This is a genomic window from Reyranella sp. (genome assembly GCF_044224635.1).
Classification (GTDB): domain Bacteria; phylum Pseudomonadota; class Alphaproteobacteria; order Reyranellales; family Reyranellaceae; genus Reyranella.
On the sequence record NZ_JBGAKA010000027.1, the window covers coordinates 23,762 to 49,147 of the forward strand.

The 25,386-nt window shown below is 67.9% G+C and carries 26 protein-coding genes; 8 read left to right on the forward strand and 18 right to left on the reverse strand.

Annotation, left to right across the window (positions count from 1 at the left end):
- Positions 1 to 542: 542 nt before the first annotated feature.
- Complete coding sequence (locus ACILR9_RS22160) at positions 543 to 1,376, forward strand: MBL fold metallo-hydrolase (RefSeq protein ID WP_395712131.1); 834 nt, start codon at positions 543 to 545, stop codon at positions 1,374 to 1,376.
- A complete protein-coding gene (locus tag ACILR9_RS22165) occupies positions 1,373 to 2,170 on the forward strand; it encodes an aminoglycoside phosphotransferase family protein (protein ID WP_395712132.1) in 798 nt (265 codons plus the stop codon). Before ACILR9_RS22160 ends, ACILR9_RS22165 begins: the two co-directional genes overlap by 4 nt.
- Positions 2,171 to 2,174: 4 nt before the next feature.
- Here ACILR9_RS22165 and ACILR9_RS22170 read toward each other — a convergent pair whose 3' ends face one another.
- Genes ACILR9_RS22170 through ACILR9_RS22185 form a run of 4 tightly spaced genes read right to left on the reverse strand, consistent with a single transcriptional unit; the run spans position 2,175 to position 5,035 of the window.
- Positions 2,175 to 3,203 carry a histone deacetylase family protein gene (locus tag ACILR9_RS22170; RefSeq protein ID WP_395712133.1) on the reverse strand — a complete coding sequence of 343 codons (1,029 nt, stop codon included), beginning with the start codon at positions 3,201 to 3,203 and terminating at the stop codon, positions 2,175 to 2,177.
- Positions 3,200 to 4,378: a CaiB/BaiF CoA transferase family protein gene (locus ACILR9_RS22175; RefSeq protein ID WP_395712134.1), complete on the reverse strand. Its 1,179-nt coding sequence runs from the start codon at positions 4,376 to 4,378 to the stop codon at positions 3,200 to 3,202. Before ACILR9_RS22175 ends, ACILR9_RS22170 begins: the two co-directional genes overlap by 4 nt.
- Positions 4,379 to 4,421: 43 nt before the next feature.
- Entirely contained in the window at positions 4,422 to 4,751 is a 330-nt protein-coding gene (locus tag ACILR9_RS22180) for a type II toxin-antitoxin system RelE/ParE family toxin (protein ID WP_395712135.1), read from the reverse strand.
- A complete protein-coding gene (locus tag ACILR9_RS22185) occupies positions 4,748 to 5,035 on the reverse strand; it encodes a type II toxin-antitoxin system Phd/YefM family antitoxin (RefSeq protein WP_395712136.1) in 288 nt (95 codons plus the stop codon). Before ACILR9_RS22185 ends, ACILR9_RS22180 begins: the two co-directional genes overlap by 4 nt.
- Positions 5,036 to 5,103: 68 nt before the next feature.
- Between ACILR9_RS22185 and ACILR9_RS22190 the strand changes: the two genes are divergently transcribed.
- From ACILR9_RS22190 to ACILR9_RS22200, 3 genes are read left to right on the forward strand one after another with little or no spacing between them, the layout of a single operon-like run.
- On the forward strand, positions 5,104 to 6,345 hold the full coding sequence (locus ACILR9_RS22190; RefSeq protein ID WP_395712137.1) for a Zn-dependent hydrolase: 1,242 nt from the start codon (positions 5,104 to 5,106) through the stop codon (positions 6,343 to 6,345).
- Between the two features lie 9 nt (positions 6,346 to 6,354).
- Positions 6,355 to 7,518, forward strand: coding sequence for a benzoate/H(+) symporter BenE family transporter (locus tag ACILR9_RS22195; protein WP_395712138.1), 1,164 nt, complete (start codon positions 6,355 to 6,357; stop codon positions 7,516 to 7,518).
- Between the two features lie 55 nt (positions 7,519 to 7,573).
- Complete coding sequence (locus tag ACILR9_RS22200; protein WP_395712209.1) at positions 7,574 to 8,065, forward strand: NAD(P)/FAD-dependent oxidoreductase; 492 nt, start codon at positions 7,574 to 7,576, stop codon at positions 8,063 to 8,065.
- Here ACILR9_RS22200 and ACILR9_RS22205 read toward each other — a convergent pair.
- Positions 8,032 to 8,583 (reverse strand): carboxymuconolactone decarboxylase family protein, encoded by a 552-nt coding sequence (locus tag ACILR9_RS22205; protein ID WP_395712139.1) that lies wholly within the window; start codon positions 8,581 to 8,583, stop codon positions 8,032 to 8,034. The two genes, ACILR9_RS22200 and ACILR9_RS22205, sit on opposite strands and share 34 nt — an antisense overlap.
- A gap of 86 nt (positions 8,584 to 8,669) precedes the next feature.
- Here ACILR9_RS22205 and ACILR9_RS22210 point away from each other — a divergent pair, with 86 nt between their 5' ends.
- Positions 8,670 to 8,978 carry a winged helix-turn-helix transcriptional regulator gene (locus ACILR9_RS22210; RefSeq protein WP_395712140.1) on the forward strand — a complete coding sequence of 103 codons (309 nt, stop codon included), beginning with the start codon at positions 8,670 to 8,672 and terminating at the stop codon, positions 8,976 to 8,978.
- Here ACILR9_RS22210 and ACILR9_RS22215 read toward each other — a convergent pair.
- The 10 genes from ACILR9_RS22215 to ACILR9_RS22260 all read right to left on the reverse strand — a co-directional run bounded on the left by ACILR9_RS22215 (position 8,971) and on the right by ACILR9_RS22260 (position 20,173).
- On the reverse strand, positions 8,971 to 9,417 hold the full coding sequence (locus tag ACILR9_RS22215) for a hypothetical protein (protein WP_395712141.1): 447 nt from the start codon (positions 9,415 to 9,417) through the stop codon (positions 8,971 to 8,973). The two genes, ACILR9_RS22210 and ACILR9_RS22215, sit on opposite strands and share 8 nt — an antisense overlap.
- Complete coding sequence (locus ACILR9_RS22220; RefSeq protein ID WP_395712142.1) at positions 9,414 to 10,646, reverse strand: sulfite oxidase; 1,233 nt, start codon at positions 10,644 to 10,646, stop codon at positions 9,414 to 9,416. Before ACILR9_RS22220 ends, ACILR9_RS22215 begins: the two co-directional genes overlap by 4 nt.
- 29 nt (positions 10,647 to 10,675) lie before the next feature.
- Positions 10,676 to 11,467 carry an ABC transporter permease gene (locus ACILR9_RS22225; RefSeq protein WP_395712143.1) on the reverse strand — a complete coding sequence of 264 codons (792 nt, stop codon included), beginning with the start codon at positions 11,465 to 11,467 and terminating at the stop codon, positions 10,676 to 10,678.
- Positions 11,464 to 12,303: an ABC transporter permease gene (locus ACILR9_RS22230; protein ID WP_395712144.1), complete on the reverse strand. Its 840-nt coding sequence runs from the start codon at positions 12,301 to 12,303 to the stop codon at positions 11,464 to 11,466. The genes ACILR9_RS22225 and ACILR9_RS22230 overlap by 4 nt, the downstream gene beginning before the upstream one ends.
- 258 nt (positions 12,304 to 12,561) lie before the next feature.
- Entirely contained in the window at positions 12,562 to 13,779 is a 1,218-nt protein-coding gene (locus ACILR9_RS22235) for a M20 family metallopeptidase (RefSeq protein WP_395712210.1), read from the reverse strand.
- A gap of 5 nt (positions 13,780 to 13,784) precedes the next feature.
- Entirely contained in the window at positions 13,785 to 15,386 is a 1,602-nt protein-coding gene (locus ACILR9_RS22240) for a dipeptide ABC transporter ATP-binding protein (protein ID WP_395712145.1), read from the reverse strand.
- Between the two features lie 4 nt (positions 15,387 to 15,390).
- Positions 15,391 to 16,215, reverse strand: coding sequence for an ABC transporter permease (locus ACILR9_RS22245; RefSeq protein WP_395712146.1), 825 nt, complete (start codon positions 16,213 to 16,215; stop codon positions 15,391 to 15,393).
- The gene (locus tag ACILR9_RS22250) at positions 16,208 to 17,155 is read right to left on the reverse strand and encodes an ABC transporter permease (protein WP_395712147.1); all 948 of its coding nucleotides are present in this window, start codon (positions 17,153 to 17,155) and stop codon (positions 16,208 to 16,210) included. Before ACILR9_RS22250 ends, ACILR9_RS22245 begins: the two co-directional genes overlap by 8 nt.
- A gap of 160 nt (positions 17,156 to 17,315) precedes the next feature.
- Positions 17,316 to 18,878: an ABC transporter substrate-binding protein gene (locus tag ACILR9_RS22255; protein WP_395712148.1), complete on the reverse strand. Its 1,563-nt coding sequence runs from the start codon at positions 18,876 to 18,878 to the stop codon at positions 17,316 to 17,318.
- Complete coding sequence (locus ACILR9_RS22260) at positions 18,875 to 20,173, reverse strand: M20 family metallopeptidase (RefSeq protein ID WP_395712211.1); 1,299 nt, start codon at positions 20,171 to 20,173, stop codon at positions 18,875 to 18,877. The genes ACILR9_RS22255 and ACILR9_RS22260 overlap by 4 nt, the downstream gene beginning before the upstream one ends.
- A gap of 167 nt (positions 20,174 to 20,340) precedes the next feature.
- Here ACILR9_RS22260 and ACILR9_RS22265 point away from each other — a divergent pair, with 167 nt between their 5' ends.
- Positions 20,341 to 21,060, forward strand: a complete 720-nt coding sequence (locus ACILR9_RS22265) for a GntR family transcriptional regulator (RefSeq protein ID WP_395712212.1) — start codon at positions 20,341 to 20,343, stop codon at positions 21,058 to 21,060.
- Positions 21,061 to 21,181: 121 nt separating this feature from the next.
- On the forward strand, positions 21,182 to 22,042 hold the full coding sequence (locus ACILR9_RS22270) for an alpha/beta hydrolase (RefSeq protein ID WP_395712149.1): 861 nt from the start codon (positions 21,182 to 21,184) through the stop codon (positions 22,040 to 22,042).
- 294 nt (positions 22,043 to 22,336) lie between these two features.
- Here the strand turns inward: ACILR9_RS22270 and ACILR9_RS22275 are convergent, their stop codons facing one another.
- Genes ACILR9_RS22275 through ACILR9_RS22285 form a run of 3 tightly spaced genes read right to left on the reverse strand, consistent with a single transcriptional unit; the run spans position 22,337 to position 25,377 of the window.
- On the reverse strand, positions 22,337 to 23,347 hold the full coding sequence (locus ACILR9_RS22275) for an ABC transporter ATP-binding protein (RefSeq protein WP_395712150.1): 1,011 nt from the start codon (positions 23,345 to 23,347) through the stop codon (positions 22,337 to 22,339).
- 12 nt (positions 23,348 to 23,359) lie between these two features.
- A complete protein-coding gene (gene lepB, locus ACILR9_RS22280; RefSeq protein ID WP_395712151.1) occupies positions 23,360 to 24,295 on the reverse strand; it encodes a signal peptidase I in 936 nt (311 codons plus the stop codon).
- Positions 24,292 to 25,377 (reverse strand): polyamine ABC transporter substrate-binding protein, encoded by a 1,086-nt coding sequence (locus tag ACILR9_RS22285; protein WP_395712152.1) that lies wholly within the window; start codon positions 25,375 to 25,377, stop codon positions 24,292 to 24,294. The genes lepB and ACILR9_RS22285 overlap by 4 nt, the downstream gene beginning before the upstream one ends.
- Positions 25,378 to 25,386 lie beyond the last annotated feature (9 nt).

Genomic DNA, 25,386 nt, shown 5'->3' on the forward strand with positions numbered 1-25,386 from the left:
GGCGGCGTAGGGCTGTGCATCGAAGGAAGCGGAGGGCTGGCGGCACCACAGCAGGGTTCCGGGCCCGAAGCGGCCCATCAGATGGGCGGCAAAGCCCAAGGCTGCCCCGTCATGCGGGGCCACCCGGCCGGACGGGGTGGCGCCGGCCTCGATCTCGTGCAGGGCGCCGGTCAGCAGCCCGCCTTCCGGCAGCAGGGCGTCGATCGCCGGGATGCCGAGCGGCACGGCGGCGCGGCCGGCCCGCTGGGCACTGTGGACGCGCTCCAGCCGGCGCACGCGCTCGCGCAGATCCGCCGCGACGGGAGCTGCCGCATCGTTGGCGGCCGGAGAAGTGAAGGCATTCGGGGAAATGACGGGCATCGCCCCCTCGAAATCGTTAATGCGTGGGAGAAATATCTGTTCTCTTTTTGTTCTATTCGTTCTCCACAATGATGTCAATGGAGGGGAGTTTCCTGGGAGCCGGGATGCTTACGAGCCTCATCCGGCACACGGCTTGCGAAGCAGCGCAGGTCGGCCGCATCATGCGGCGCAAAGGAGGTCCGATGACCTTTCGCGTTCCGCTGCTCGCCCTGCTGGCGTCGACCTTCGCCCTGATCACCGGACCTGTTTTGGCGCGCTGCTCGCAGAACCTCGTCGAACGAGCCTGGCCGGAGGTGCAGCTGGCCTCGCTCGACAGCCTGCCGATCGCCGCCGGCAACTCACCGAGCCGCGCCGTCATCTCCTTCCTCGGCCATTCGAGCTACCAGATCGACTCGGCGCAGGGCGCGCGGGCCATCACCGACTACAACGGCGTCAACGGTTTCGGCCGCCGGCCCGACATCGTCACCATGAACAATGCTCATTCGACGCATTTCACCGACGATCCCGAGGAGGGCATCACCTACGTGCTGCGCGGCTGGCCGAGCCGGCCCGGCGAGACCGAGGCCAAGCACGACGTCGCCTTCAAGGACATGAAGGTGTGGAACGTGCCGACCAACGCCCGCGACTGGGGCAGCTCGGCGGCGCGCATCAACGGCAATTCGATCTTCGTCTACGCCATCGCCGACCTCTGCATCGCCCATCTCGGCCATCTGCATCATCGGCTGACCAAGGAGCATCTCGAGGAGCTTGGCCGCATCGACGTGCTGATGGTGCCGATCGACGGTTCCTACACGATGGGCCAGCCGCTGATGGTCGACGTGATCCGGCAGATCCAGCCAAGGATGGTGCTGCCCATGCATTACTGGGGACGTTCCCAGGTCGAGCGCTTCCAGGGCCTGATGCACGAGCTCGACGCCGACTTCGTGTGGCCCGACCGGCGATCCATCGAGGTCGTGCGCGAGGAGCTGCCGGAGAAGCTCACTGTCCTGGTGCTCGGCGGCAACGGCGGCGATTGACGCCCGCCGTCTACTGCGCCCGCTGGAACCTCATCCCTGACGGCGCGGCGATCGCCACGCCGTCCAGCCTGCTGCTGCCGGTGCGCCGCGATGGCGAGCCGGCAATGCTGAAGATCGCGCGGGAGGAGGAAGAGCGTCGTGGCAGTCGCCTTATGGCGTGGTGGCAGGGCGATGGCGCGGCGCGCGTGCTGAGGCACGACGACACGGCGCTTCTCATGGAACGCATCGAGGGGCCGGCCACCCTTTCGGCCATGGTCGTCCAGGGCAAAGACGAGGAAGCCACCCGCATCCTGTGCTCGGTTGCGCATCGCCTCCATGCCGCGCACGGCGAGCTGCCCGCATGGCTCGAACCGCTGGAGCGTTGGTTCGCCGCTCTCGCGCCGGCGGCAACGACACACGGCGGTGTGCTGGCCGAGGCGCACACCGTGGCCCACAGGCTGCTGGCCAGGCAGTGCGAGATCGTTGCCCTGCACGGCGACATCCATCACGGCAACGTGCTCGATGGCGGCAGGCGCGGCTGGCTCGCCATCGACCCCAAGGCGCTGCGCGGCGAGCGGACGTTCGATTACGCCAACATCCTGCGCAATCCCGATGCCGCTACGGCGCTGATGCCCGGTCGCTTCGAGCGTCAACTCGTGATCGTCACGGAGTGCGCCGCGCTCGAGCGCCGCCGGCTGCTCGAATGGACATTGGCTTTCGCTGGCTTGTCAGCGGCGTGGCGCCTGGCGGATGGCACCCCGCCCGTTCTTGACCTCGAGATAGCGCGGCGCGCTGCCGGCATGCTCCGAACCTGAACGATCAGCGACGGCCCGCTTCGAAGCCGGCGAGGAACTGCACGAGATTTTGGCCCAGATCGTCGCTCAGGTAGCCACCCTCCTGCACGAGCACGGTGGGCAGGCCGAGGCTGGCGATCTTGCCGGCCATGGCATGGAAGCCGGCGCCGCTGACCTTAAGCCCCTGCAGCGGATCGCTGGCCGCGGCGTCGAGGCCAAGTGCCACGACCAGCGCCGTCGGCGCGAAGGTCTTGATGCGGGCCAGCGCCTTGTCGCCGGCCTCGAGCCACGGCGCATCGGGCGATCCCAGCGGCAGCGGCAGGTTGAGATTGAATCCGTGACCCTTGCCGGTCCCGGTCTCGTGCGCGTGTCCCCAGAAGTAGGGATAGTAGGTGCTGGGGTCGGCATGGATCGACACCGTCAGCACGTCGTCGCGCTCGAAGAAGATTCCTTGCGTCCCGTTGCCGTGATGGACGTCGACATCGAGCACGGCGACGCGCGCATGATCCCGCCTCAGATGCTGGGCGGCGATGGCGCTGTTGTTCAGGAAGCAGAAGCCGCCGGCCATGTCGGCAAAGGCATGATGGCCCGGCGGGCGACAGAGCGCATAGGCCTCCCGCACGCCTGCCAGCACGAGGTCGGCGGCAGTGACCGCCGTCTCCGAGGCGGCCAGGGCAGCGTCCCAGGTGTGCGGGCCGATCGGACATCCGGTGTCGGCCTGGTGCCAGCCGGCCCGGCCGACCAGCCCCTTGGGATAGGTCGCGGGATAGCGCGCGGGATGCACGTTGGGGACGACTTCCGGTCCGGCGCCCGGCAGCTTGGACCATTCGCGCGCCGCGACCTGCAGGAAATCGAGATACTCGGGCGTATGGATCGCCTGCGCCGGCGCGAGGCCTGACGGCTTTGGCGCCTCGACCGCGTGGCCGGCCGCCTGCGCGGCGGCGAGCAGGCGCAGCGCGCGCTCCGGCTGCTCGGCATTGCGCTGGATGACGCCGCGCACCAGGAAGGTCTGCGGATCGTGCTTCGCGTGACGCTCGGAGTAGACGATCTTCATGGCACACCCATGGCGACCGCCTTGGCATCGCGCAGGGCGGCGATCTCAGCGTCACTGTAGCCGACCTCGCGCATGATCTCGGCCGTGTGCTCGCCGACCATCGGCGACTTGCGACGGGTGTCGACCGGCGCGTCGGAGAGCTTGATCGGATTGGCCGCCGACTTGACCGGGCCGAGGCCCGGATAGCTGATCTCGAGCACGCTGCCGCGTGCCTTGGCGTGGTCGCTCTCCATGACGTCGCTCACCCGGTAGGCGGCCGCGCACGCCATGCCGGCGGGGATCAGCTTGTCGAGCAGCTCCTCGGCCGTGTGCGACGCGAAGTGCGCCTCGATCATCGGCTCGAGGATGGCGCGGTGGGCGATGCGGCTCTCGTTGCTGGCGAATCGCTTGTCGTCGAGCCAGTCCTGCCGGCCGAGCGCGCTGCACAGCAGGCGCCAGAAGGCATCGTTGGTGCCGGCGATGAAGATGCCCCGGGTCTTGGTGTCGAACACGCGCAGTGGGAAGAGCAGGGAGTTCGACGTGCCCATGCGCACCGGGTTCTCTCCCGTCAGGCCGTGATTGGTGATCCAGTGGCTCATCATGTGCATGCCGACGTCGAACAGCGACAGGTCGAGGCGCTGGCCGCGTCCCGTCCTGTGACGGCCGAGCAGGGCGAAGGCGATGCCGGCAGCGCAGAACGAGCCGGTGCAGTAGTCGATCGAGGCTGTGCCGACGCGGCACATCTCGCCGTTCTCCGGCCCGGTCGCGTCCATCAGGCCGATCTCGGCCTGGATGCAGGGATCGTAGCCGGCGCGCGAGGAATAGGGGCCGGTCTGGCCGTAGCCCGAGATCGAGGCATAGACCAGGCGCGGATTTTCCGCCGACACCGTCTCCCAGCCGAAGCCGAGCTTGTCCGTCACGCCGGGAACGAAGGCTTCCATGAAGACGTCCGCCTTGCGGACCAGCCGCATCAGCACGTCGCGCCCGCCGGCGGTGCGCAGGTCGAGCGCGAGCCCGCGCTTGTTGCGGTTCATCGACGGCACCCAGGCGCCGCCGAAATGCGGCCGGAAATGCTCGCCATGGAGCGGCTCGACCTTGATCACGTCGGCGCCCATGTCGCCCAGGATCTGGCCGGCGGTCGGGCCGGCGATGACTTGCGTGAGGTCGAGTACGAGCGTGTCGGACAGGGGAAGCATGATCCCCTGATAGCGTCGCCCGCCCGATTCGGCCAGCCTCCGCCTAGGCGCCCAGCAGGCGTCTGGCCAGCAACGCCCGCATATCGCGCCGGCCGTCGGCGATGAGCATGATCACGACCTCGCGCTCGTGGACGCGATAAACGATCCGATAGGGCTTGCAGGGCACTTCCCGGAAAGAGCGATTGCCGAATTCCATGAGCTCGTGGGGATGCGATCCGCGGTTGGGCGAGTCCGCCAGCGAGAGAGATATCTGCTCGATGCGTTGGGCAACCTGTTCCGCCTGTACCGGTGAGTCACGACGGGCGATGTCGTCGGCGATGTCTTCCAGGTCTACAAGCGCCTGTCTGTCCAGGCGGAGCTCGTGGCGCCTCATTTGCCGGGCTGCTTCGCTCTGATGCGTTCGCGGACTCGTCGCATTGCCTCGGCAAGAGGAACGGTCTTGCCTTCGGCGATGTTGCGGTCGCTCAAGGCCAAGATCTTGAGCAGGGCCAAGGTTTCCCGGGTCTTCTCGTAGGAGACGATATCCTGGATGACGGCCTTGGCCTCGCCGTTCTGGGTGATGATCATGGGCTCGCCGACCTCGCCCAGCTCCTGGATGATCTCCGCGGCGTGGGCCTTGACGTAACTGATCGGCTTGATCCGGGAGGCGCGCACCATGGTAGGCTCCGTGGGTCCAGGAACGAATTTAGTCCATTAATGGTCCGACGACAAATGGAGTGCACGCGATGGCCATCGGCGACCGTCCTAACTTGCGCATCGACTCCGACCGGCTGTGGTCGAGCCTGATGGAGCTGGCGCGCATCGGCGCCACCGACAAGGGCGGCGTGTGCCGCATCGCGCTGACCGATCTCGACCGCCAGGGGCGCGACCTGTTCGTGCGCTGGGCGAAGGAGGCGGGCTGCTCGATCCGGGTCGACAAGGTGGGCAACGTCTTCGCCCGGCGCGAAGGCCGCGATCCGGCGAAGCTGCCGGTGATGACCGGCTCGCATCTCGACACCCAGCCGACCGGCGGCAAGTTCGACGGCGCCTATGGCGTGATGGCCGGCCTCGAGGTCGTGCGCGCCCTGAACGATTCCGGTTACGTCACCGAGGCGCCGATCGAGGTCGCCGTGTGGACCAACGAGGAGGGTTGCCGCTTCGCGCCGGCGATGGTGGCGTCGGGCGTGTTCGGCGGCGCCTTCGAGCTCGACTATGCGCTGTCGCGCACCGACCGCGACGGCGTGAGCTTCGGCGATGCCCTGAAGGCGATCGGCTATGACGGCAGCGAACCGGTCGGCGGACGAAAGGTCGGTGCGTTCTTCGAGGCGCATATCGAGCAGGGCCCGATCCTCGAGCGCGAATCAAGGACCATTGGGGTCGTCACCGGCGCGCAGGGCCAGCGCTGGTACGAGATTTCCTGGACCGGCATGGAGAGCCATGCCGGCACGACGCCGATGGAAGGCCGCCGCGACGCGCTGGTGGGCGCGGCCGAGCTGATCGTTGCGCTGCGCCGCATCGGCGAGCGGCCGAATGGGCGTTCGACGGTGGGCGTCCTCGAAAGCCAGCCGCAATCGCGCAACACCATTCCGGGCCGCGTGTTCATGACCGTCGACCTGCGTCATCCTGACAACGACGAGCTTGACCGGATGGATGCCGAGCTGCGCGCTGCCGCCGCCGACATCGCCAGGCGCCATCGGCTGGAGGCCGCGATCGACCAGATCTGGCACTTTCCGGCATCGCCCTTCGCGAAGGAGCTGGTCGAGTCGGTGCGGCGCGGCGCGCTGCAGGCCGGCTACGCGCACATGGATATCGTGAGCGGCGCCGGCCACGACGCCTGCTACGTCTCGCGCGTCGCGCCGACGGCCATGATCTTCGTGCCGTGCAAGGACGGCATCAGCCACAACGAGATCGAGGACGCCACCCAGCAGGATGCCGCCGCCGGCTGCCAGATCCTGCTGCATGCCATGGTCGAACGCGCCGATGCCTGAGATGCCGGCGTGAAGTCGGGTTGGGTATCGCTCGCGAGCGCGGCGCTGGTGGCGACGGTCGCGGGCGTCGGCGGCACCTTGCCGGTGATCTTGGCGGCGGCGCAGGCGGTCGGCGCGACGCCGGCCGAGGCCAGCTCCTGGGTGTCCGGTCTCGCGCTGGCGACGGCGGTGGGCGCCCTGGTCCTCAGCCTGCGCTATCGCATGCCGATCATCACGGCGTGGTCGACGCCTGGCGCCGCCCTGATCGCCTCGACCACGGGCGTGCCCGGCATTCGCGCCGCCGTCGGCGCGTTCGTGGTGGCGGCCGCGCTGATCCTGCTGACGGCCGCGCTGCGACCCCTCGGCCGGCTGATCGAGCGCATCCCGGCCAGCATCGCTGCCGCCATGCTGGCCGGCATCCTGCTGCGCCTGGTGGTGGCGATGATCGACCACGTGCCGGGCGCCGCGCCGCTCGTGCTGCCGCTGATCGTCCTGTTCCTGGTCGCTCGCCGGCTGGTGCCGACGCTCGCCTCGCTGATCGTCCTGGCGGCGGGCGGATTGCTTGCCTGGTCGCTGGGCCTGGTGAAGCCGTTGCCGCCGATCGCGCTGTCCAACCTCGAGCTGCTGACGCCGGCGTGGGATGTCGCGACCCTGATCGGTCTTGGCGTGCCGCTCTATCTCGTGACCATGGCGTCGCAGAACCTGCCCGGCTTCGCCGTGCTGCGCGCCTCGGGCTACCATCCGCCGACCCAGCCGGTGCTCGCCGTCACCGGCGCCTTGTCGTTCGTGACGGCATTCGTCGGCGCGCACACCTCCAACCTGGCGGCCATCTCCGCGGCGCTGTGCACCGGGCCGGATGCCCATTCCGATCCGGCGCAGCGTTGGAAGACCGGGCCGCTCTATGCCCTGTGGTGGGCGATCATCGGCCTGTTCGGGGCCTCGCTGGTCGGATTGTTCGCCGCTCTGCCGCCGGCGCTGTTGGCCACCGTCGCCGGCACGGCGCTGCTCGGGTCGATGGCCGGCGCGATGGGCACGGCGCTCACCAGCGATCGCGATCGTTTCGCCGCGGCCGGCACACTCGCCGTCACCGCGTCGGGCGTGACGCTGCTCGGTGTCGGTTCGGCCTTCTGGGGATTGTGCTTCGGCCTGATCGTGGTCGCTCTCGACCGGCTGCTCGAACGCCCGGGCCGCTGAGCGTGGTGGCGCGTCCGAGCATCATCGTGATCGGCGCCGGCATCTCGGCGCCTCGATCGCCTGGCATCTGGCGCGGCTCGGCGCCGCCGTCGCCGTGATCGAGGCCGGCGAGCCCGGTGGCGTTGCGACCCGCGATTCCTGGGCGTGGATCAATGCCAGCATGAGCCAGTCGGAGGCCTATTTCCGCTTGCGCGCGAAGGCCATGACCGAATGGCGCCGGCTTGAGCAGCAGATACCGTCATTGCAGGTCGATTGGAGCGGCAGCTTGAACTGGGAGCTGCCGGCCGACCGCCTTCAGGCGTTGGCCAGCCGGCTGTCCGGCTGGGGCTACGCCATCAGCTGCGTCGACGCCGAGCAAGCGCGGCGCATCGAGCCCAACCTGCAACGGCTTCCCGAAACAGCGCTTCACGCCAGCGGGGAAGGGTCGGTGGAGCCTGTCGACGCGACGCTCCTGCTCCTTGCGGCAGCCCGCGACCTCCGTAGCAGCGAAGACGCTGGGGAGGAGGAAGACGATCAATCGTGCGCCATCGGAAAGCGCGCGCCGTAGCTCTCCAGCGGCAATTCCAGCCCGACGCAGAGGAAGCTGATCGTGTGGTAGTAGCCGACCAGCGCGATCGCTTCGAGGATCTGGGCGTCGTCGAAGTGAGCCGTGAGGCCCACCCATGTCGCGTTGGCGATGGCTCGTCGGTCGACCAGATCGTCGACCAGGCTCATCAGCGCCTGCTCGTCCGGCGTCCAGCAGCCGGCGTCGGCCGCACCGGCGACGGTCGACGCGACCTGCCCGGCAGAGAGGCCGGCACGCTCGGCAAAGAAGGCGACATGGACGCCCCATTCGTACTCGCAGCCGAGCCGCGCCGTGGTGCGGTCGATGACGATCTCGCGCTGGCGCAGGCTGAGCGGCCCTTTGTCGAGCAGCCCGCCGGCGAACATCCTGGCGAACACGCGCGGGCTCTTTGCCATCGTACGGAACAGCACCAATGGCGGCACGCCGGGCGGCATGATGCGCGTGAGTTCGGCGGCAATCGACGGCTCGTAAGGGACTTCGGCAGGAACGATGCGGGCCATGGGCGGGGTTCTCCGTGGACGCTACAATTTCCGTAGCGCCTTGGACTGACCTCCGCTACAGAAAATGTAGTAACGGAGTGAAATAGATGGTGAAGCGCGTTCGCGGGTCGCGGACCGGCCGGCCGATCATGGCGCTGCTCGATCTGCTGGGCCGGCGGTGGACGCTGCGTATCGTGTGGGAGCTGCGCGAGGGTTCGCTGCGCTTTCGCGAGCTGCAGGACCTGATCGGCGCCAGCCCGACCATCATCAACACGCGGCTCGCCGAATTGCGGGAGGCCCGGCTCGTCGAGCTCGACGAGGCGACTGGCTATCGCCTCACCGGCTTGGGCAGGGAGTTGCTGCAGCTCTTCCTGCCCCTGCACCTCTGGTCGGAGAAGTGGGCGAAGTCTATTTGAGGAACGGATTGTCGGCGCCGCGGCCGCGCCGGCGCGGCGGGAACTGCTCGCTGAGATAGTCGAGGATCTCCGCTCGCTCGGCCGCCTTGACCGGCGGCATGCGGTGCTTCTCCAGCATCAGGTCGAACGTCGAATCCCAGAGGTCGCGTGTCAGACCCTGCGCCTTGATCAATGCCACGCCATGGCAAGCCGTGCACGTGTAGAACGTGACCTCGCGGCCCTTGCCGTCGGGGAGGTTTTCGATCTTGTCGTTGTGTGGCGGCGGCTTGCCCTTTTCGCTGTCCACCACGGCGGATGCGGCCGCCGTTGCCGCCGGCTTGGCGAGCGGGACATAGGGCGGCTGCCGGCGGCCCAGCTCGCCCGAGCGGTCGAGCGCGAGCAGCAGGAAGGTCGCCGCCAGGGTGATGAAGACGACCGGCGTGACGGTGAGCTGGCTCAAGACTCGACGAGGACGCGGATGCGATTGAGCGGATTGGCGCCGTAGCCCTGCGGGTTCCAGTTGGCGGCGGTGAAGGGCTGGGTCATGCCCTTGCTGTCGGTCGCCTTGGCCCACACCTCGTAGTAGCCCGCGCTCGGCAGGTCGATCGCGGCCGCGAAGCGCTGCCAGGCGAACTTGTTGGCTGGCGGACTGACCTTGGCGCTCTTCCAGGTGACGCCGTAGTCGGTCGAGATGTCGACCGTCTTGATGTCCCAGTCGCCCGCCCAGGCGTGGCCGCGCAGGTCGAGCTTGCGGGTGCCGGCCGCGAGCCTGGTGCCGTCGGCCGGAAAGGTGATGACTGAGCGCACCGGCATCGATTCCAGGATCGCCATGTCCTTGTCGTCGCCCTTGCTGCCGGGAACGATCGGCTTCCTGGGCGTGCGATAGGAGAAGCCGCCCATGCCCGGGCCATCGTGCTCCTTGTCGCGCACCCAGATGCGCGACAGCCACTTGGTCGACAGCGAACCCGCCCATCCGGGCACGACGAGCCGCACCGGTGCGCCGTGGATCAGCGGCAGGTCCTTGCCGTTGATCTTGAAGGCGATCAGCGTGTGCTCCTCCATCGCCTTGGCGATCGGCATGCCGCGCGAGATGGTTGGCTTGTTGGTCTCGCCGGCCAGCGTCGGATCGGTGCCGTAGTGGCCGGTGTAGATGGCGGAAGATTTCAGGCCGGCCGCCTTCAGCACGTCGGCCAGGCGGACGCCGGTCCATTGCGGGCAGCCGGCGCCGCCGTTGGTCCACTGGTTGCCGCGGGCTTCCGGCGTGAAGAACGAGCGGCCGTTGCCGCCGCATTCGAGCATGAGCTGGTAGGTGACGTTGGGGAAGCGGCTCGTCAGGTCGCCGAGCGTGATCTCGATTGGCGTGTTGACCTCGCCGTCGACCTTGATCTTCCAGGCCTTGGGATCGGCGGTGAGCTCGGGGACCTGGCCGTTGTTGCGCACGAACAGCTTGTCGGTCGGCGTGACGTCGTCGTCCATCAGCTCGGCCTGGGTCTCGGCGACCAGCGGCTTGTCGCCCAGGACCGCGAGCTTCGCCTTGCCTTCCATCTCGAGCAGCTTGGGTCCTTTGGCGGCGGGTGCGCCTTGAGCAAGCGCCTCTCCGCCCAGCGGCAGCGCGGCGCCGATGGTCGCCATTCCGACTCCCATCAGCACGCTACGGCGCGACGTATCGTTGGTTCCCGAGCTTTTCATTGGTGCCTCCCTTTGATTGGACTCTTAGCTCAAGCTTTGCGTCGCGTCAGCCAGCCCGACACGGCGAGCAGGCTCGCGGCCAGGGCGACGATGATGGTTGCGAGGACATTGATCTGCGGATCGACGCCCAGGCGGACGCTGGAATAGACCCGCATGGGCAGGGTCTGCGACTGCGCTCCGGCCACGAACTGGGTGAGGATCAAGTCGTCGAGCGACAAGGTGAAGGCGAGCAGCCAGCCCGAGCCGACCGCTGGTGCGATCAGCGGCAGGGTGACGGTGAGGAAAGTGACCCAGGGCGTCGCGCCGAGATCCATCGCCGCCTCCTCGAGCGAGCGGTCGAAATCGGCGAGGCGCGCCTGCACGACGATGGCGACGAAGGCGATCGAGAAGGTGGTATGGGCGATGGCGATGGTCAGGAAGCCGCGCTCGGGCCCGCCGAGCAGCCGATCGCTGCCGACGAACAGCAGCAGCATGGAGATGCCCATCACCACTTCGGGCATGACCATGGGGCCGATGACCAGGCTGCCGAACAGGGTTCGTCCGGGAAAGGTCGGCGCGCGCGCCAGCACGTAGCCGGCCGCGAGCCCGATCAGCGCCGCCGCCGTGGCGCTGACGACGGCGATCCGGAGCGACAGCCAGGCGGCGGACAGCATCGCCTCGTTGGCGAACAGCGCACCCCACCATTTCAACGAAAAGCCGCCCCACACGGTGACCAGGCGCGACTCGTTGAACGAGTAGAGGATGACCACGCCGATCGGCAGGTAGAGGAAGGCGTAGCCAAAGGCCAGGGCGGTGAGGGCGAAGCGTCCGCGTCCGATCATGGGCGGCGTTCCAGGCTGCGGGCCTGCTGACGCTGGAACAGCGCGATCGGGCCGACCAGCAGCACCAGCAGGCAGGTTGCCACGGCCGAGGCGAGCGGCCAGTCGGAATTGGTGAAGAACTCGTCCCACAGCACCTTGCCGATCATCAGCGTCTCGGTGCCGCCGAGCAGGTCGGGAATCACGAACTCACCGACCGCCGGAATGAACACCAGGAGGCATCCGGCGACGATGCCGGGCAACGACAGGGGCAGGGTGATGGTGAGGAAGGCCTGGATCGGCCGTGCCCCCAGGTCGGCCGCCGCCTCGAGCAGGCCGAGATCGAGCTTCTCGAGCGCCGCATAGAGCGGCAGCACCATGAAGGGCAGGTAGGCGTAGACGATGCCGATCTGCACCGCCCATTCGGTGCCGAGGATCGTGACGGGCGTGCTGGACAGGCCGGTCCACTGCAGCATCTGGTCGAGCGGGCCATTGCCGGCCAGCAGCCCCATCCAGGCATAGACGCGGATCAGGAACGAGGTCCAGAACGGCAGCACCACCAGCATCAGCAGCAGAGGACGCCGCCGTGGCTCCGCGCGGGCGATGGCATAGGCCATCGGATAGCCGAGCAGCAGCGTTATCACCGTGGCGGTCGCGGCGATGCGCAGCGACGACAGCCAGGCCGCGACATAGAGATCGTCGGTGAAGAGCAGCGCGAAGTTCTTCAGGCTGAAACCGAGCGCGACCGGCGGCGCCGAATCTGGATCGTGGGTGCCGAGCGCGATCGCCAGCACCAGCCCGAACGGCAGCAGGAAGAAGACGGCCAGCCAAGCGTAGGGCAGGGCGATGACGAGGCGCATGAGCTTGGGCCGTGTCTAGCAGGAGTGACGGCGCGGGCGCTACGGGGATACGGAGCGCACCGCCAGGGTATGGTCGGTGACGATCATTCTCCTCCCCAACTTCGTTGGGGAGGTGTCGCCGTCATCGGCGACGGAGGGGTCATGAGTCGTGGGAGAGGGTTTAGCCTGAGGCTCATGACCCCTCCGCCCCGCATGACGGGGCACCTCCCCAGCGAAGCTGGGGAGGAGAATGTGAAGAGGATGCGCTGCAGCCCGCCGTCAAACCATCTCGCAGATGTCGAGGATGGTCAGCATGTAGATGCGCACCATGTCGAGATAGTCGGCGATGTCGACGCGCTCGTCGGGCATGGTGTTGTAGCGCCCGCCCGGCCCGCAGACGACGCCCTCCATGCCGAGCTCGCGATGGAAGTGGCCGGCGTCGGTGCCGTAGAAGCAGGGCGGCGCGATGGCGCCGGTCGGCTGCGCCTCGCCGCGCACCTGCTGGTAGGCGGCGTTCAGGGTGCGCACGATGCGGGCGTCGCGCGCCACCTCGAACGACGGCATGACCGGCCGACCCTCGGTGCGCTCCGACGTCACCGTCGCCTTGAGGCCGGGGAAGCGCTTCTCGTGTGCGTCGAGCTCGCGGCGCAGGTCGGCGAAGGCCTGCTGCTCGGTCTGACCGGGCGCGTAGCGCACCGAGCCCTTGAGCCGGGCGACGTCGGCAACCTGCGGTGGCCGCCATTCCGCCAGCTCGCGGCCTAGGGCTGCATGAACGACGCCGACATGGCAGCGGTTGATCGAGCGATGCTCCTCGCTCCGGGCGCCGCTGAAGGTCATTGCGTTCAGCCGCGGGACGAGATCGCAGGCCGCCACCAGCGCATCGACCGCCTGCTCGCGCTTGGACAGATGGCGGGTGTCGCCGACCAGCTCGATGATGAAGGTCGCCGCCTCGGCATGCATGGTGAGCGCCTGCAGGTCGGTCGGCTCGCTGTTGATGAAGTAGTCCGCCCTCACGCCCTGACGGATCGCCGCCAGGGTGCCGACGCCGCCCTGCAGCTCGCCGACCACGAAGGTCAGCACGACGTCGCCCTTCAGCCGCACGCCGGCCTCTCGCAGCGTCTTCACCGCGCAGTAGTAGGCCGCATCGCCCGACTTCATGTTGGAGACGCCGATGCCGTAGATGAACCTGTCGTCGACCAGCCCGGCCCACGGATCGACCGTCCAGCCTTCCGTCACCGGATTGGTGTCGAGATGGCCGTTGAACAGCAGGCTCTTGCCGCCGCCCGCGCCCTTCCAGCGGCCGATCGCATTGACGCGCGTGCCTTCGACCGTCTGCAGCTCGGCCTCCAGGCCCAGCTTGCGCATGCTGTCGGCCATGAACTCGGCCAGCTTCCGCTCGCCGTCGGTCTGCGAGTAGCTCTTGTGCTGCACCATGGTCGACAGGAATTTCAGGCACGCCTGCTCGTCGATGCGAGCGAGGAGGGTGGTGCGGTCGATACTGGTCATGCGGCGTACTCCCGGGGTGGTGTGACGGCGTCCATCAGCGAACGCGTATAGGCATGGCGCGGACCGTTGCAGGCGAGATCGTCGATGCCGATCAGCTCGACCAGCTCGCCGCGATACATCACGGCGATGCGATGGGCGAGCTGGCGCACCAGGTTGAGATCGTGGGTGATGAACAGGTAGGCCGTGCCGTTGCGCCGCTGCAGGTCGACCAGCAGCTCGACCACTGCGGCCTGCACCGACACGTCGAGCGACGAGGTGATCTCGTCGCAGATCACCAGCCGTGGCCGGCTGGCGAAGGCGCGCGCGATGGCGACGCGCTGCTTCTCGCCGCCCGAGAGCTGGTGCGGGAAGCGGTCCGCGAAACTTGCCGGCAGGCGGACCTGCTCCAGCAGCGCCTCGATGCGTTCCTCGCCGCCATAGAGCGTGATCGGCCGTGACAGGATCTCGCGTACGCGCTGGCGCGGATTGAGCGAGGAGTCGGGGTGCTGGAAGATGATCTGCACGTCGCGCCGGTAGGGCCGGTCCATGTCGCTTGAGTCGGCGATGCGCCGGCCGTCGAAGTGCACCGTGCCGTCGAAGCGGTTGAGGCCGGTCAGGGCGCGCGCCAGCGTCGACTTGCCCGAGCCCGATTCGCCCACGATGCCCAGGATCTCGCCGGGCTGGACCGCCAAACTGACCTCGCGGTTGCCGGCGACCTGCTGGGCCTTGCGGCCAGTCAGCGCCGCCAATAGGCCGGTCCGTCCGTAATGCACGCTGAGTTTCTCGACCTCGACCAGCGGCCGCGCGTCGGATGACGGCGCGCCGGTCACCAGCCGTCGCTCCGGGCGCGGCACGGCGGAGAGCAGGCGGCGCGTGTAGTCGTCGCGCGGGGCGTCGAACACCGTGTCGACCGTACCCTTCTCGACCAGGCGGCCGCGATGCAGGACGGCCACGTGATCGGCGACGCGCGAGACCAGGGCCAGATCGTGCGAGATATAGAGGGAGGCGACTGCCGTCTCGGCTTGCAGGTCGGCGAACAGGTCGAGGATCTGGCGCGCCGTGATGACGTCGAGCGCCGTGGTCGGCTCGTCGAACAGGATGCACTCGGGCTGGCAGGCGAAGGCGGTGGCGATGACGACGCGCTGCTTCTCGCCGCCCGACGCCTCGTGCGGATAGCGCTGCATCATCGCCGCCGGCTGCTTCAGGCCGACACGTCCCAGCATGACCTCGCCCTCGGTCCAGGCCTGACGCCGGGAAAGACCGTGATGGCGCGCCAGCACCTCGCTGATCTGCTGGCCCAGCGTCAGGGTCGGATTGAGTGACGTGCTGGGGTCCTGGAAGACCATGCCGATGCGCCGGCCGCGCATGGCGCCGATCTCGGCCTCGCTTGCGTCCATCAGCGACCGGCCGGCCAAGCTGATCGCGCCCGCTTCGCGCGCGCTCGCCGGCAGATGGCGCATGATCGCCCAGGCGAGCGAGGTCTTGCCCGAGCCCGATTCACCCACCAGGCCCAGCACCTCGCCGCGCTCGATCGCGAGATCGATGGAATCGAGCGCGCGCACGAAGCCCGTCGGCGTGGCGTAGTCGAGGGTGTAGCCCTTGATGTCGAGGACCGTCATCGCTTCAGGTCCTGGGATTGAGGGCGTCACGCAGCCCGTCGCCCAGCAGGTTGAAGCCGATCGCGACCAGCGCCACGGCAAGCGCGGGCCACAGGATCATCCAGGGGCTGAGATGCATGAAGCGGCGCGCCTCGGCCACCATCAGACCCCACTCGGAGGCCGGAGGCTGCGCGCCCAGCCCGAGAAAGCTCAGGGTCGCGAACAGCATGACGGCAAAGGCGACGCGGATGGTCATCTCGACCACGATCGGGGCGATGACATTGGGCAGCATCTCGCGCAGCACGATGTAGACACCGCGCTCGCCGCGCGCGATTGCGGCGTTGATGTAATCCTGCTTGCGCACCGCCAGCGCCACGCTGCGGGTCACCCGCGCCATGCCCGGCGTGAAGGCGATGCCGATCGCCATCACGGCGCTGAAGCTGCTCTTGCCCAGGAGATTGACGATCAGCAGGGCGAACAGCAGCGATGGGATCGACATGATGGCGTCGATGGTGCGCATGATCGCCTCGTCGGCGCGGCCGCCGAGAAAGGCCGAGGTCGTGCCAATCACCGCGCCGGCCATCGTGCCGAGGCCGGTCGCCAGGCAGGCCAGGGTCACCGTGGCGCGCGCGCCGTGGAGCAGGCGGCTCAGGATGTCGCGGCCGTACTGGTCGGTGCCGAGCAGGAACTCGGCGCTCGGGCCGCGATAGCGCAGGCGCGGCGCCATGGTGTCGGGCCCGTAGGGCGCAAGCCACGGACCGCACGCCACGATCAGGAGGATGAGAGCGACGATGGCGAGCCCCAGCGCGCCCTGGGGCGAGCGCATGAGGCGGCGCATCAGGTCAGCCATACTGGATCCTCTTGTCGATCCAGGCGTAGGCGAGGTCGGCCAGGAAGTTCACCACCGAGTAGGTCGCCGCCATGATCAGCGCGCCGGCCTGGATCGACGGCAGGTCGCGCGCCTGGATGGCGACGATCAGGTGGCGGCCGATGCCGGGCAGGGCGAAGATCTCCTCGACCACGATGATGCCGCCCAGCAGGTAGCCGACATCGAGCGCCACGATGGTGATGGTGGGCAGCAGCGCGTTGGGCAGTGCATGGCGAAACAGCACCGTGCGCCGCGACAGGCCTTTTAGTCGCGCCGCGCGCACGTAGTCGGTGTGCATGACATCGACCAGCTCGGAGCGCACCATGCGCGAGACATGGGCGATCAGGATCACCGACACGGTCAGCATCGGCAGCACCAGATGGGCGAGCCCGTCCCAGAAATTCTCGGTCAACGGCACATAGCCTGTTGCGGGCAGCAGCTTCAGCCAGTCGGCGAGCAGCAACACGATCATCGTGGCGGTCACGAACTCAGGCAGCGACACGCCGACATAGGACACGATGCTGACCACGAGGTCGGCCAGCCGCCCGCGGCGGATGGCGGCCAGGATGCCGAGCGGCACGGCCAGCATCAGCATCAGGCCGATCGACAGCAGGGCCAGCAGCAGCGAGCGGCTCAACGCCTCGAGCATGACCGGCGCCACCGGCTGGCCGGTGCGCAGCGAGACGCCGAGATCGCCCTGCACCACGCCGCCCAGCCAGCGCGCATATTGCTGCCACACCGGCTGGTCGAGCCCGAGCTTGTCGCGGATCGCCGCCAGCGCATCGGGCGTCGCGTTCTCGCCCAGCAGCATGACGGCGGCGTCGGCCGGCAGCACCTGCGTGATGGCAAACACGACCAGCGACACCACGAACAGCGTGTAGACGATCAGCGCCAGGCGCTTGGCGAGGTAGCCGGGGGACATTCAGGGGGCGCTCAATTCAAGCCTCCTCCCCAAGCTCCGCTTGGGGAGGTGTCGCTGTCTTACGGCGACGGAGGGGGCATGAGTCCCATGACTCATGACCCCTCCGTCCGCGAAGACGCGGACACCTCCCCAACGTCGTTGGGGAGGAGAAGAGACAACCTCACCCACGCCGCGGGGCACCGTCGCCGAGCGAGACGGTGTCGAGGCGGAAGACGGCGCCGCGTGGGTGGAGATGGTAGCCCTCGACCCATTTGCGCTGGGCCGCCAGGAGATCGAAGAACACCGGGATGATCGAGGGCACGTCCAGGTTCATCAGGCGCTGCGCCTCGGCGTAGAGCTCGCGGCGCCTGCCCTCGTCGATCGTGATGCGCGCCTCGCCCACGACCTTGTCGAAGGCGGCATTGTTCCAGCGCGTCTCGTTCCACGCCGCGTTAGAGGTGTAGAGCAGGCTGAAGATCGCGTCGGCGGTCGGCTGCATGTTGTAGAAGCCGACATAGAACGGACCCTTCTTCCACACTTGGTCGAGATAGGTCGCATGCGGCATGGTCTGGACGTCGATGGTGAAGCCGGCGGGCTTGGCCATCTCGCGCAGCGCCACCGCGAGCTGGGTACGGGTGGCCGGCCGGTCCGAGGCGATCATGGTCGCGGTCAGTCCCTTAGGGTATCCCGCCTCGGCGAGCAGCGTTTTGGCCTTGGCGATGTCGGGCTTCTTCAACGGCAGCTCGCTGTAGAAGCGATAGGCCGGATTGAGAGGCGAGTCGTTGCCCGGTGTGCCGTAGCCCTCGGCGATCAGGTCGACCATCGCCAGCCGGTCGACGCACAGCGCCAGCGCCTGGCGCACGCGCACGTCGTTGAACGGCTTCTGATCACAGCCCATGTTGACGTTGCAAAATTGGCCCGACGGCACGCGCAGCGCCTGCACGCCGTTGGCCTTGGCGAGGCGCGCGTACTCGGTCGGCTGCACCGATGCCTGGAGGTCGTTGTCGCCGGCGATCAGTGCCGAACCTTCCGACGTCGGGTCGGGATAGACCCTGACCTCGACACGGTTGAGATAGGGGCGTTCCTTGTCGTAGTAGGCGTCGTTGCGCGTCACCACGATCAGTCGCTCGGGCTCGAATGATACCAGCTTGAAGGGGCCGGTGCCGACCGCCTCGCGATCGAGCCGCGTCAGGCCGCCATTGACGATGGTCGCCGGCACGATCTTGGCGCAGGTGTTGGCCAGCATCACCGGCATGTCGGCGTACGGCGCCGACAGGGAGAACGCGACGGTCGTGTCGTCCTTCGCCGACACCTTGGCGATCGGCCCGATATATTGCCGGGCAGGCGACGCCGTCTTGGGATCGAGGATGGCGGTAAAGGTGGCGACGACGTCGTTCGCCGTGCACGGGCTGCCGTCGTGGAACACGACGCCCTTGCGCAGCACGAAGGTCCATTCGGTGAGGTCGGGCGAGCTGGTCCATGATTCGGCGAGATCGGGCTCAGCGGACATGTCGAGCTTGAGCCGGGTCAGGGCGGAGTAGAGCAGCTCGGCAACGAGGTATTCCGGATTGACCCGTGTCAACAGCGGATTGAGCTTGGACACCGCCTGGTCGACGCTGACTCGCAAGGTGCCGCCGCGTCTGGGCGGATTGGCGGCCCGGGCCGCCGGGCCGAACAGCGTGGGAGCGCCCAGCGCGAGGCCGCCTGTTGCGCCCAGAAGCAGCCGGCGAGTCAGTTGGGTCATGCGAGCCTCCATGATTTGGATTCTGCCTTGTCGGGATTGAGATCGGCGGCAAAATCGGCCGCAAGATACGCAAGCACGCTTCGCGCCAGCGCCACGATATCGTCGACCGTGGTGTGCTCGTCCGGCCCGTGGATATTGCGCTCGGGCCGCGCCAGACCGCCCAGCAACACCTCGCGCATGCCGGTGCGCTGGACATAGCCGAAATCCGAGCAGCTCGCCGCGCCCCATTTGCGGAAGTCGCCGGGCGCGTATCCGAAGCCCAGCGCCAGGGCCTGCTGCCAGCGCGGCCAGTGCGGCCCGGTCGGATCCTCGGTCGGGATCAGGTGGCCGATCACGCTGGTCTCGAGCGACAGGCCGCTGGCCGCCGGCAGTGCGGCGCGCACCGTATCCTCGATCTCGGCCAAGGCATCCTCGAAGCGCTCCTCCGGCGGATAGCGCCGGTTGACGACGATCTCGAACAGGGCCGGGATCTGCCCGCCGCTGCCGCCGCCATGGGCGCTGGCGATGGTGAGCTGGGCGGCGAGCGGTCCTGACGCGTGCGGTGGCGGTGGCAGGCCGGAGTGTCGCCGCGCGACAACGGGCTTCAGGTCACGCAAGGCGCCGAGCAGCGGCAGGGCCTGCTCGATGGCGTTGACGCCGGCGCCCGCGCGATTGCCCTCGCCAGCATGGACGGCCTCGCCCCTGAGGCGGATCAGGAGATTGAACAGGCCGAAGCAGCCCGCCCAGATGCGCGGTGCGGCGCTGCCGTTGAAATTGATGACGTGGCCCTCGATCAGGCCTTGTTCCGCCAGGTAGCGGACACCGGGATAGAGGCCGCCTTCCTCGTCGGTGCAGAACAGCAGCATGGGATCGTAGGCCAGCGCGACGCCACAAGTCTCGGCGGCGCGCAACGCCAGCAGGACTGCGGCGATCGTTCCCTTCATGTCGGCCGCGCCGAGTCCGTAGAGCCGCTGGCCCTCGCGGGCGAGATGGAACGGGTCGCGCGACCAGCCCGGAGCCGCCGGCACCGTGTCGACATGGAAATAGAGGCCGCACACCGGCCTGCCGGTGCGGCGCGTGGCCAGAAGGTTGACGCGTGCGCCGCCTGCCGGGGCACCGGGTGCGCACCAAAGCGCTTCGGGCACCTCGATGCGGCGATGGTCGAAGCCCAGCGGCGCGGTGAGGGCCTCTGCAAGGTCGGCGAAGGCGGCGTAGCCGTTGCCCGGCGGAAACGACGTGTCGATGGCGATCAGGCGCGCCAGCTCGCCCGCGGCGCTGTCGGCATCCCGCGCGATCGCCGCCACCGCCCGCACCATCGCTGCGCCGGCCGTATCGTCATCAGCCTGGAGCAAGGCCTTTGTCTCGCGGATCTTTTCCTATAAACTTTATAGTAATAGAAGAAGTCCGAAGCGTGCGAGTCAACGGCAAAACACAGAAAGCGCCGGTCGTGCCCGCCGGCCCGTCCTTCGCCCGGCTCGGCGAGATGACGGGTGCGCCGCTGCACGAGGCGGTGAAGCGGCGCGTGTCGGAGGCGATCCTGGTCGGTGAATGGCCGCCCGGGACGGTCCTGCCGAGCGAGGTGGCGCTGGCGGCGATGTTCGGCGTCGCCGTCGGCACGGCGCGGCGGGCGCTCACCGACCTCACGGCCGAGGGCATGCTGAGCCGACGGCGCAAGACCGGCACCGTGGTCACCGGCCGCACGCCGCACCACAGCCTGCGCTTCTTCTTTCAGTATTTCCGCCTGCACGACCGTGACGGCGGCCTGGTGCGCTCGACCGCCAGGGTGCTGTCGGTCGGCGTGGCGGCGGCAAACGAGGCTGAAGGCGCGCGCCTGCAGCTCGGCCCGGGAGCCAAGGTCGTGCGAGTCGACCGTCTCCGGCTGGTCGCCGGCAGGCCGATCATGCGCGATTGCCTCTCGCTGCCGGCAGGCCTCGTGCCGGATTTCCCCAACACGCCCGCGCGGGTGCCGGAATTGCTGTTCCTGCATCTCGTCGAGCGCTACGGCATTCGCATCTCGGCGGTGCGCGAGCAGCTCGCCGCTGCCTTGGCCGATTCCAAGGACCTGCGCCTGCTAAGACTTCGCCGGCCCGCCGCTCTGCTGGTGATCGACGAGGTGGCGTACGACCAGTCGGGCGCGCCTGTCCTGCTCGGCATCCATCGCGCCGTCACTCGGGAGCATTGCTACGTCAACGAGGTGCGGTAGTCCTTTGACGCATTGATGAGTGGGCTCCCGGCTTCTCGCGGGATGAGAGCGAGACGCACCGCGGCGCTTGCCGCGCCGGATGATCCGGCCGAGCATCCGGCCCATTGAGAACGGAGGAGAAGTGAGTCTCTACCGCGACTTCCACAGCCAGGAAGAGATCGATGCCAACTACCGCACCGATATCGGCCTCGATCTGCCGGGCATCATGCGGCATTTCGCAGCCGAGAGTGCCCGCGTCCGCAAGCAGCTGCCGTGCCGGCTCGGCCTGAAGTACGGGCCGACCCGCGCCGAAAGCCTCGATCTATTCCCTGGTCGCCCCGGAGAGCCGGTCCTGGTGTTCATCCATGGCGGCTATTGGCGGCTCGGGGCGGCGGGCGATTTCAGCGTGCTGGCGGCCGGTCCCGCGGCGCACGGCGTCGCCGTCGCCGTGATCGACTACGCCCTGTGCCCAGCCGTGACGATCGACGAGATCACCCGCCAGAGCCGGGCAGCCGTCGCGTGGCTATGGCACAACGCCGGTGATCTCGGGATCGACCGCGAACGCATCGTCATCGCCGGGCATTCAGCGGGCGGCCAGCAGGTCGGCATGCTGCTGGCGACCGATTGGCCGGGGCAGTACGGGCTGCCCGCTGACGTGGTGAAGGGAGCGCTCGCGATCAGCGGCGTGTTCGATCTGCGGCCGCTGCGCCATAGCTGGCTGCAGCCCAAGCTGCAGCTCACCGCCGAGACGATCGAACGCCAGAGCCCGCTCTTCCACGTGCCCGCCAAGGCGCCGCCGCTGGTCGTCTCGTGCGGCAGCGCCGAGCCGGCGGAGTTCATTCGCCAGAGCCATGACTATCTTGCCGCCTGGCAGCAGGCCGGCCTCGCCGGCCGCTTCGTCGACCAGCCCGGCGCCAATCATTTCGTCGCGGTCGAGAGCCTCGGTGATCCCGAGGGGCTGCTGACGAAGGTGACGCGAGAGCTGATCGGCGAGGCCGGCTGACCTTCATCGCCGGGAGAGCGCCACGGAGAGCTTGTGAATTTACCGCGCGGAAGCGCATCTCTGATGTCATCCCGAGCGCAGCGAAGGATCTCATCGCCAGAAGTCTCAACGGGCACTCGTAGCAAGCGGCGATGAGGTCCTTCGCTGCGCTCAGGACGACAAGAATGCGCCACGGAGCGGCGCGCCCCCTTAAGCGGCGCGCTCCCAGCGCATGACAGCCACGACGTAGCGCTGCCGAATCGAGAATGCGCGCGTGGGCGGTAGATGTTGCGAAGGTGACAAGGACGCCCTGACCTACGCCTCCAGCTCGTGGCCGGCATCGATCGCCCAACCCAGCCAGACCTCCTGGCCACGCTGCAGGGTCTCGACCGATCGGTCGATGTTGGCGGCCGACACCAGAAGGACGGCGTCTTCGCGGGTGGCGACCCGGTAGAGAGAACGGTCGCCCTCGTAGGCGATGTCGATGATCTTGCCGGCCGTGGCGTGCGCCGTCTCGGGCCGATCCAGCGACAGCCGGATCTTCTCGGGCCGCAACGCCAGCCAGCGCCGGCCGTCGGCGATCGGCAGGATGTTGGCGATGCCGATGAAGTCCGCGACGAAGCGCGTCGAGGGCCGTTCGTAGACGTCGTGCGGCGCGCCAACCTGGACGATCCGGCCGAGATTCATCACCGCCAGGCGGCTCGCCATCGACATCGCCTCTTCCTGGTCGTGCGTCACCATGACGAAGGTAAGGCCGAGCTGTTCCTGCAAGCGCACCAACTCGAAGCGCGTGCCCTCGCGCAGCTTGCGGTCGAGCGCGGCGAGCGGCTCGTCGAGCAGCAGGAGTTTGGGCCGCTTGATGAGCGCGCGCGCCAGCGCGACGCGCTGGCGCTGGCCGCCGGAGAGCTGCGCCGGCCGGCGGGTGGCGAGATCCGAAAGCTGCACCAGCGCCAGCGCCTCGGCGACGCGCGACGCGATCTCCGGCTTGGGCAGGCCCTCGCGGCGCAGGCCGTAGCCGACGTTCGTCGCCACGTCCATGTGCGGGAACAGGGCATAGGACTGGAACATCATGTTGACCGGCCGGCGGTGCGGCGGTACGCCGGCCATGTCCTGTCCGTCGATCAGCACGCGCCCACTGTCGGGTGTCTCGAACCCGGCGAGCATGCGCAGCAAGGTGGTCTTGCCGCAGCCCGAGCCGCCCAGCAGGGCGAACAGCTCGCCGCGCTCGATATCGAGATCGACGCCGGCAACCGCCGTGATGGCGCCGAAGCGCTTGGCGACGCCCTCGATCCGGACGATTGGCGTATTGCCGCTGCCATCAGTCATGACGCCCTGGCCCTACCGCACGCGCGCCAACAGGCGACCGGGCTCTGCCATCCAGTCGCCAGTCCAGTAAATAGTGACAACGATGCCGATGACGTTGGCTGTCGGAATATACCCGACTTCCTTCATGAAGCGGCTGTCCACACTGTTGTCTCGATTGTCTCCCAGAGCGAAGAAGGTATCCGGTGGCACCTTGAACTCATCGGTCGTCGGCGGTGTTTCACCCGTGTTCTGCAGGATCCGGTAGGCGCACCCATTGGGCAGCGTCTCGCGATACTCCGCGAAAGTCGAGCCACTGAATTCGCTGGGGAAAGACATGGCAGGCCTCAACGCCTCGCGCGGGACCGGCTTGCCATTCAGATAGAGCACGCCTTTGCGCAACTGCACGAGATCGCCGGGCAAACCCACGACGCGTTTGATGCTTACGAGCTTGGGATTGCGCGGATGGCGAAAGGCGGTGACGTCGCCGTAGTCGGGCAGCGCCCCCGGGCGGCGGGCATCGGCGAGCATATAATCTGTCGATAATAGAGTCGGCAGGTTGGATGCCGATGCCATGTGGAAGCTTCGCCAACCGGGCGAGTAAACGGCGTCGGGTTGCATGCCGAAAGCGATGGCGATGAGGACGACGGCGGCAAGCCAGGTCGACCGATACCATGGTCGCCGGCCCGCGACCCATCGCGAGCGAATACGGCGAACGGCATCGACGGTGACGACGAGACGGGGAAGAACGACCGCACCGATGAGGGCGACGACGGCGTCAGGTCGCGGGGGCACAAGCCATGTCAGGCCGAAAACCAGCAGGTCGAGCACCGTGAAGCCCACGAACAAGGTGATCCCCAGCCACCACCAGCCGGCATAGATCTGCCCAAGTCCCGGCCACAGCAGCGACAGCAGGCCGCCCCACATCGCGCGCAGCCAGCCAACGGGTGCCGCCGCAGCTCTGTCGCTCATCGACCCGTCTTGATCGTGGTCCACAGCCGCGTGCGCTCACGCACCTGGTCGGCAGTTCCGGCGGTGATGGTGTAGAAGCGCGCCCTTACCGACGCGGGTGGGTAGATCAGCGGGTTGCCCGAGATGTCCTTGGGCAGCAGCGCCGTCGCTGCCGTGTTGGCATTGGCGTAGCCGGTCAGCTCGCTCGACGCCGCCGCGACCTTCGGCTCGAGCATGAAATCGAGAAAGCGCAGCGCTTCGTTCGGATCGGGCGCGTCCTTGGGGATGGCCGCCACGTCGATCCACAGCAGCGAGCCTTCCTTGGGAATGGCGTAGGCGATCTCCTGCTTGTCCTTTGCCTTCGCCGCCCGGTCTTGTGCCTGGAAGATGTCGCCGGAGAAGCCCAGCACCAGGCAGACGCTCCCGCCGGCCAAGGCGTTGATGTACTCGGACGAATGGAACTTGCGGACGAACGGCCGAACCGCCTTCACGATATCGGCCGCCTTGGCGAGGTCCTCGGGCTTCTTCGAATCGGGATCGAGGCCGAGATAGTTGAGCGCCGCCGGCAGCACGTCGGTGGCGCTGTCGAGCATCATGACGCCGCAATCCTTGAACTTCGAGACGATCGCCGGATCGAAGATCATCTTCAGCGAATCGACGGGCGCGTCGGGCATGCGCTTCTTGATCTCACCGACATTGTAGCCGATGCCCGTGGTGCCCCACATCCAGGGGATCGCGTGGGCGTTGCCGGGATCGTACCTGGCCAGCGCTGCCATGATCTCGGGATCGAGATTGCCCCAGTTCTTGAGCTTCGACTTGTCGATCGGGAGGAACAGGCCGGCCGCAAGCTGGCGCACGAAGAACGGCGAGGCCGTGGGCACCACGACGTCGTAGCCCGATCGGCCGGTCTTCAGCTTGGCGTCGAGGATTTCGTTGGAATCGTAGGTCGTGTAGTTGACCTTGATGCCGGTGTCTTTCTCGAAGATCTTCAGCTGGTCTTCAGCGATGTAATCCGACCAGTTGTAGACGTTGACCTTGCCCTGGCCGAGCACGGGGCCTGCCATCAGGACCAGGGCAGGGACGAGGGCGGCGAACAGGCGCATCGGCGGCTC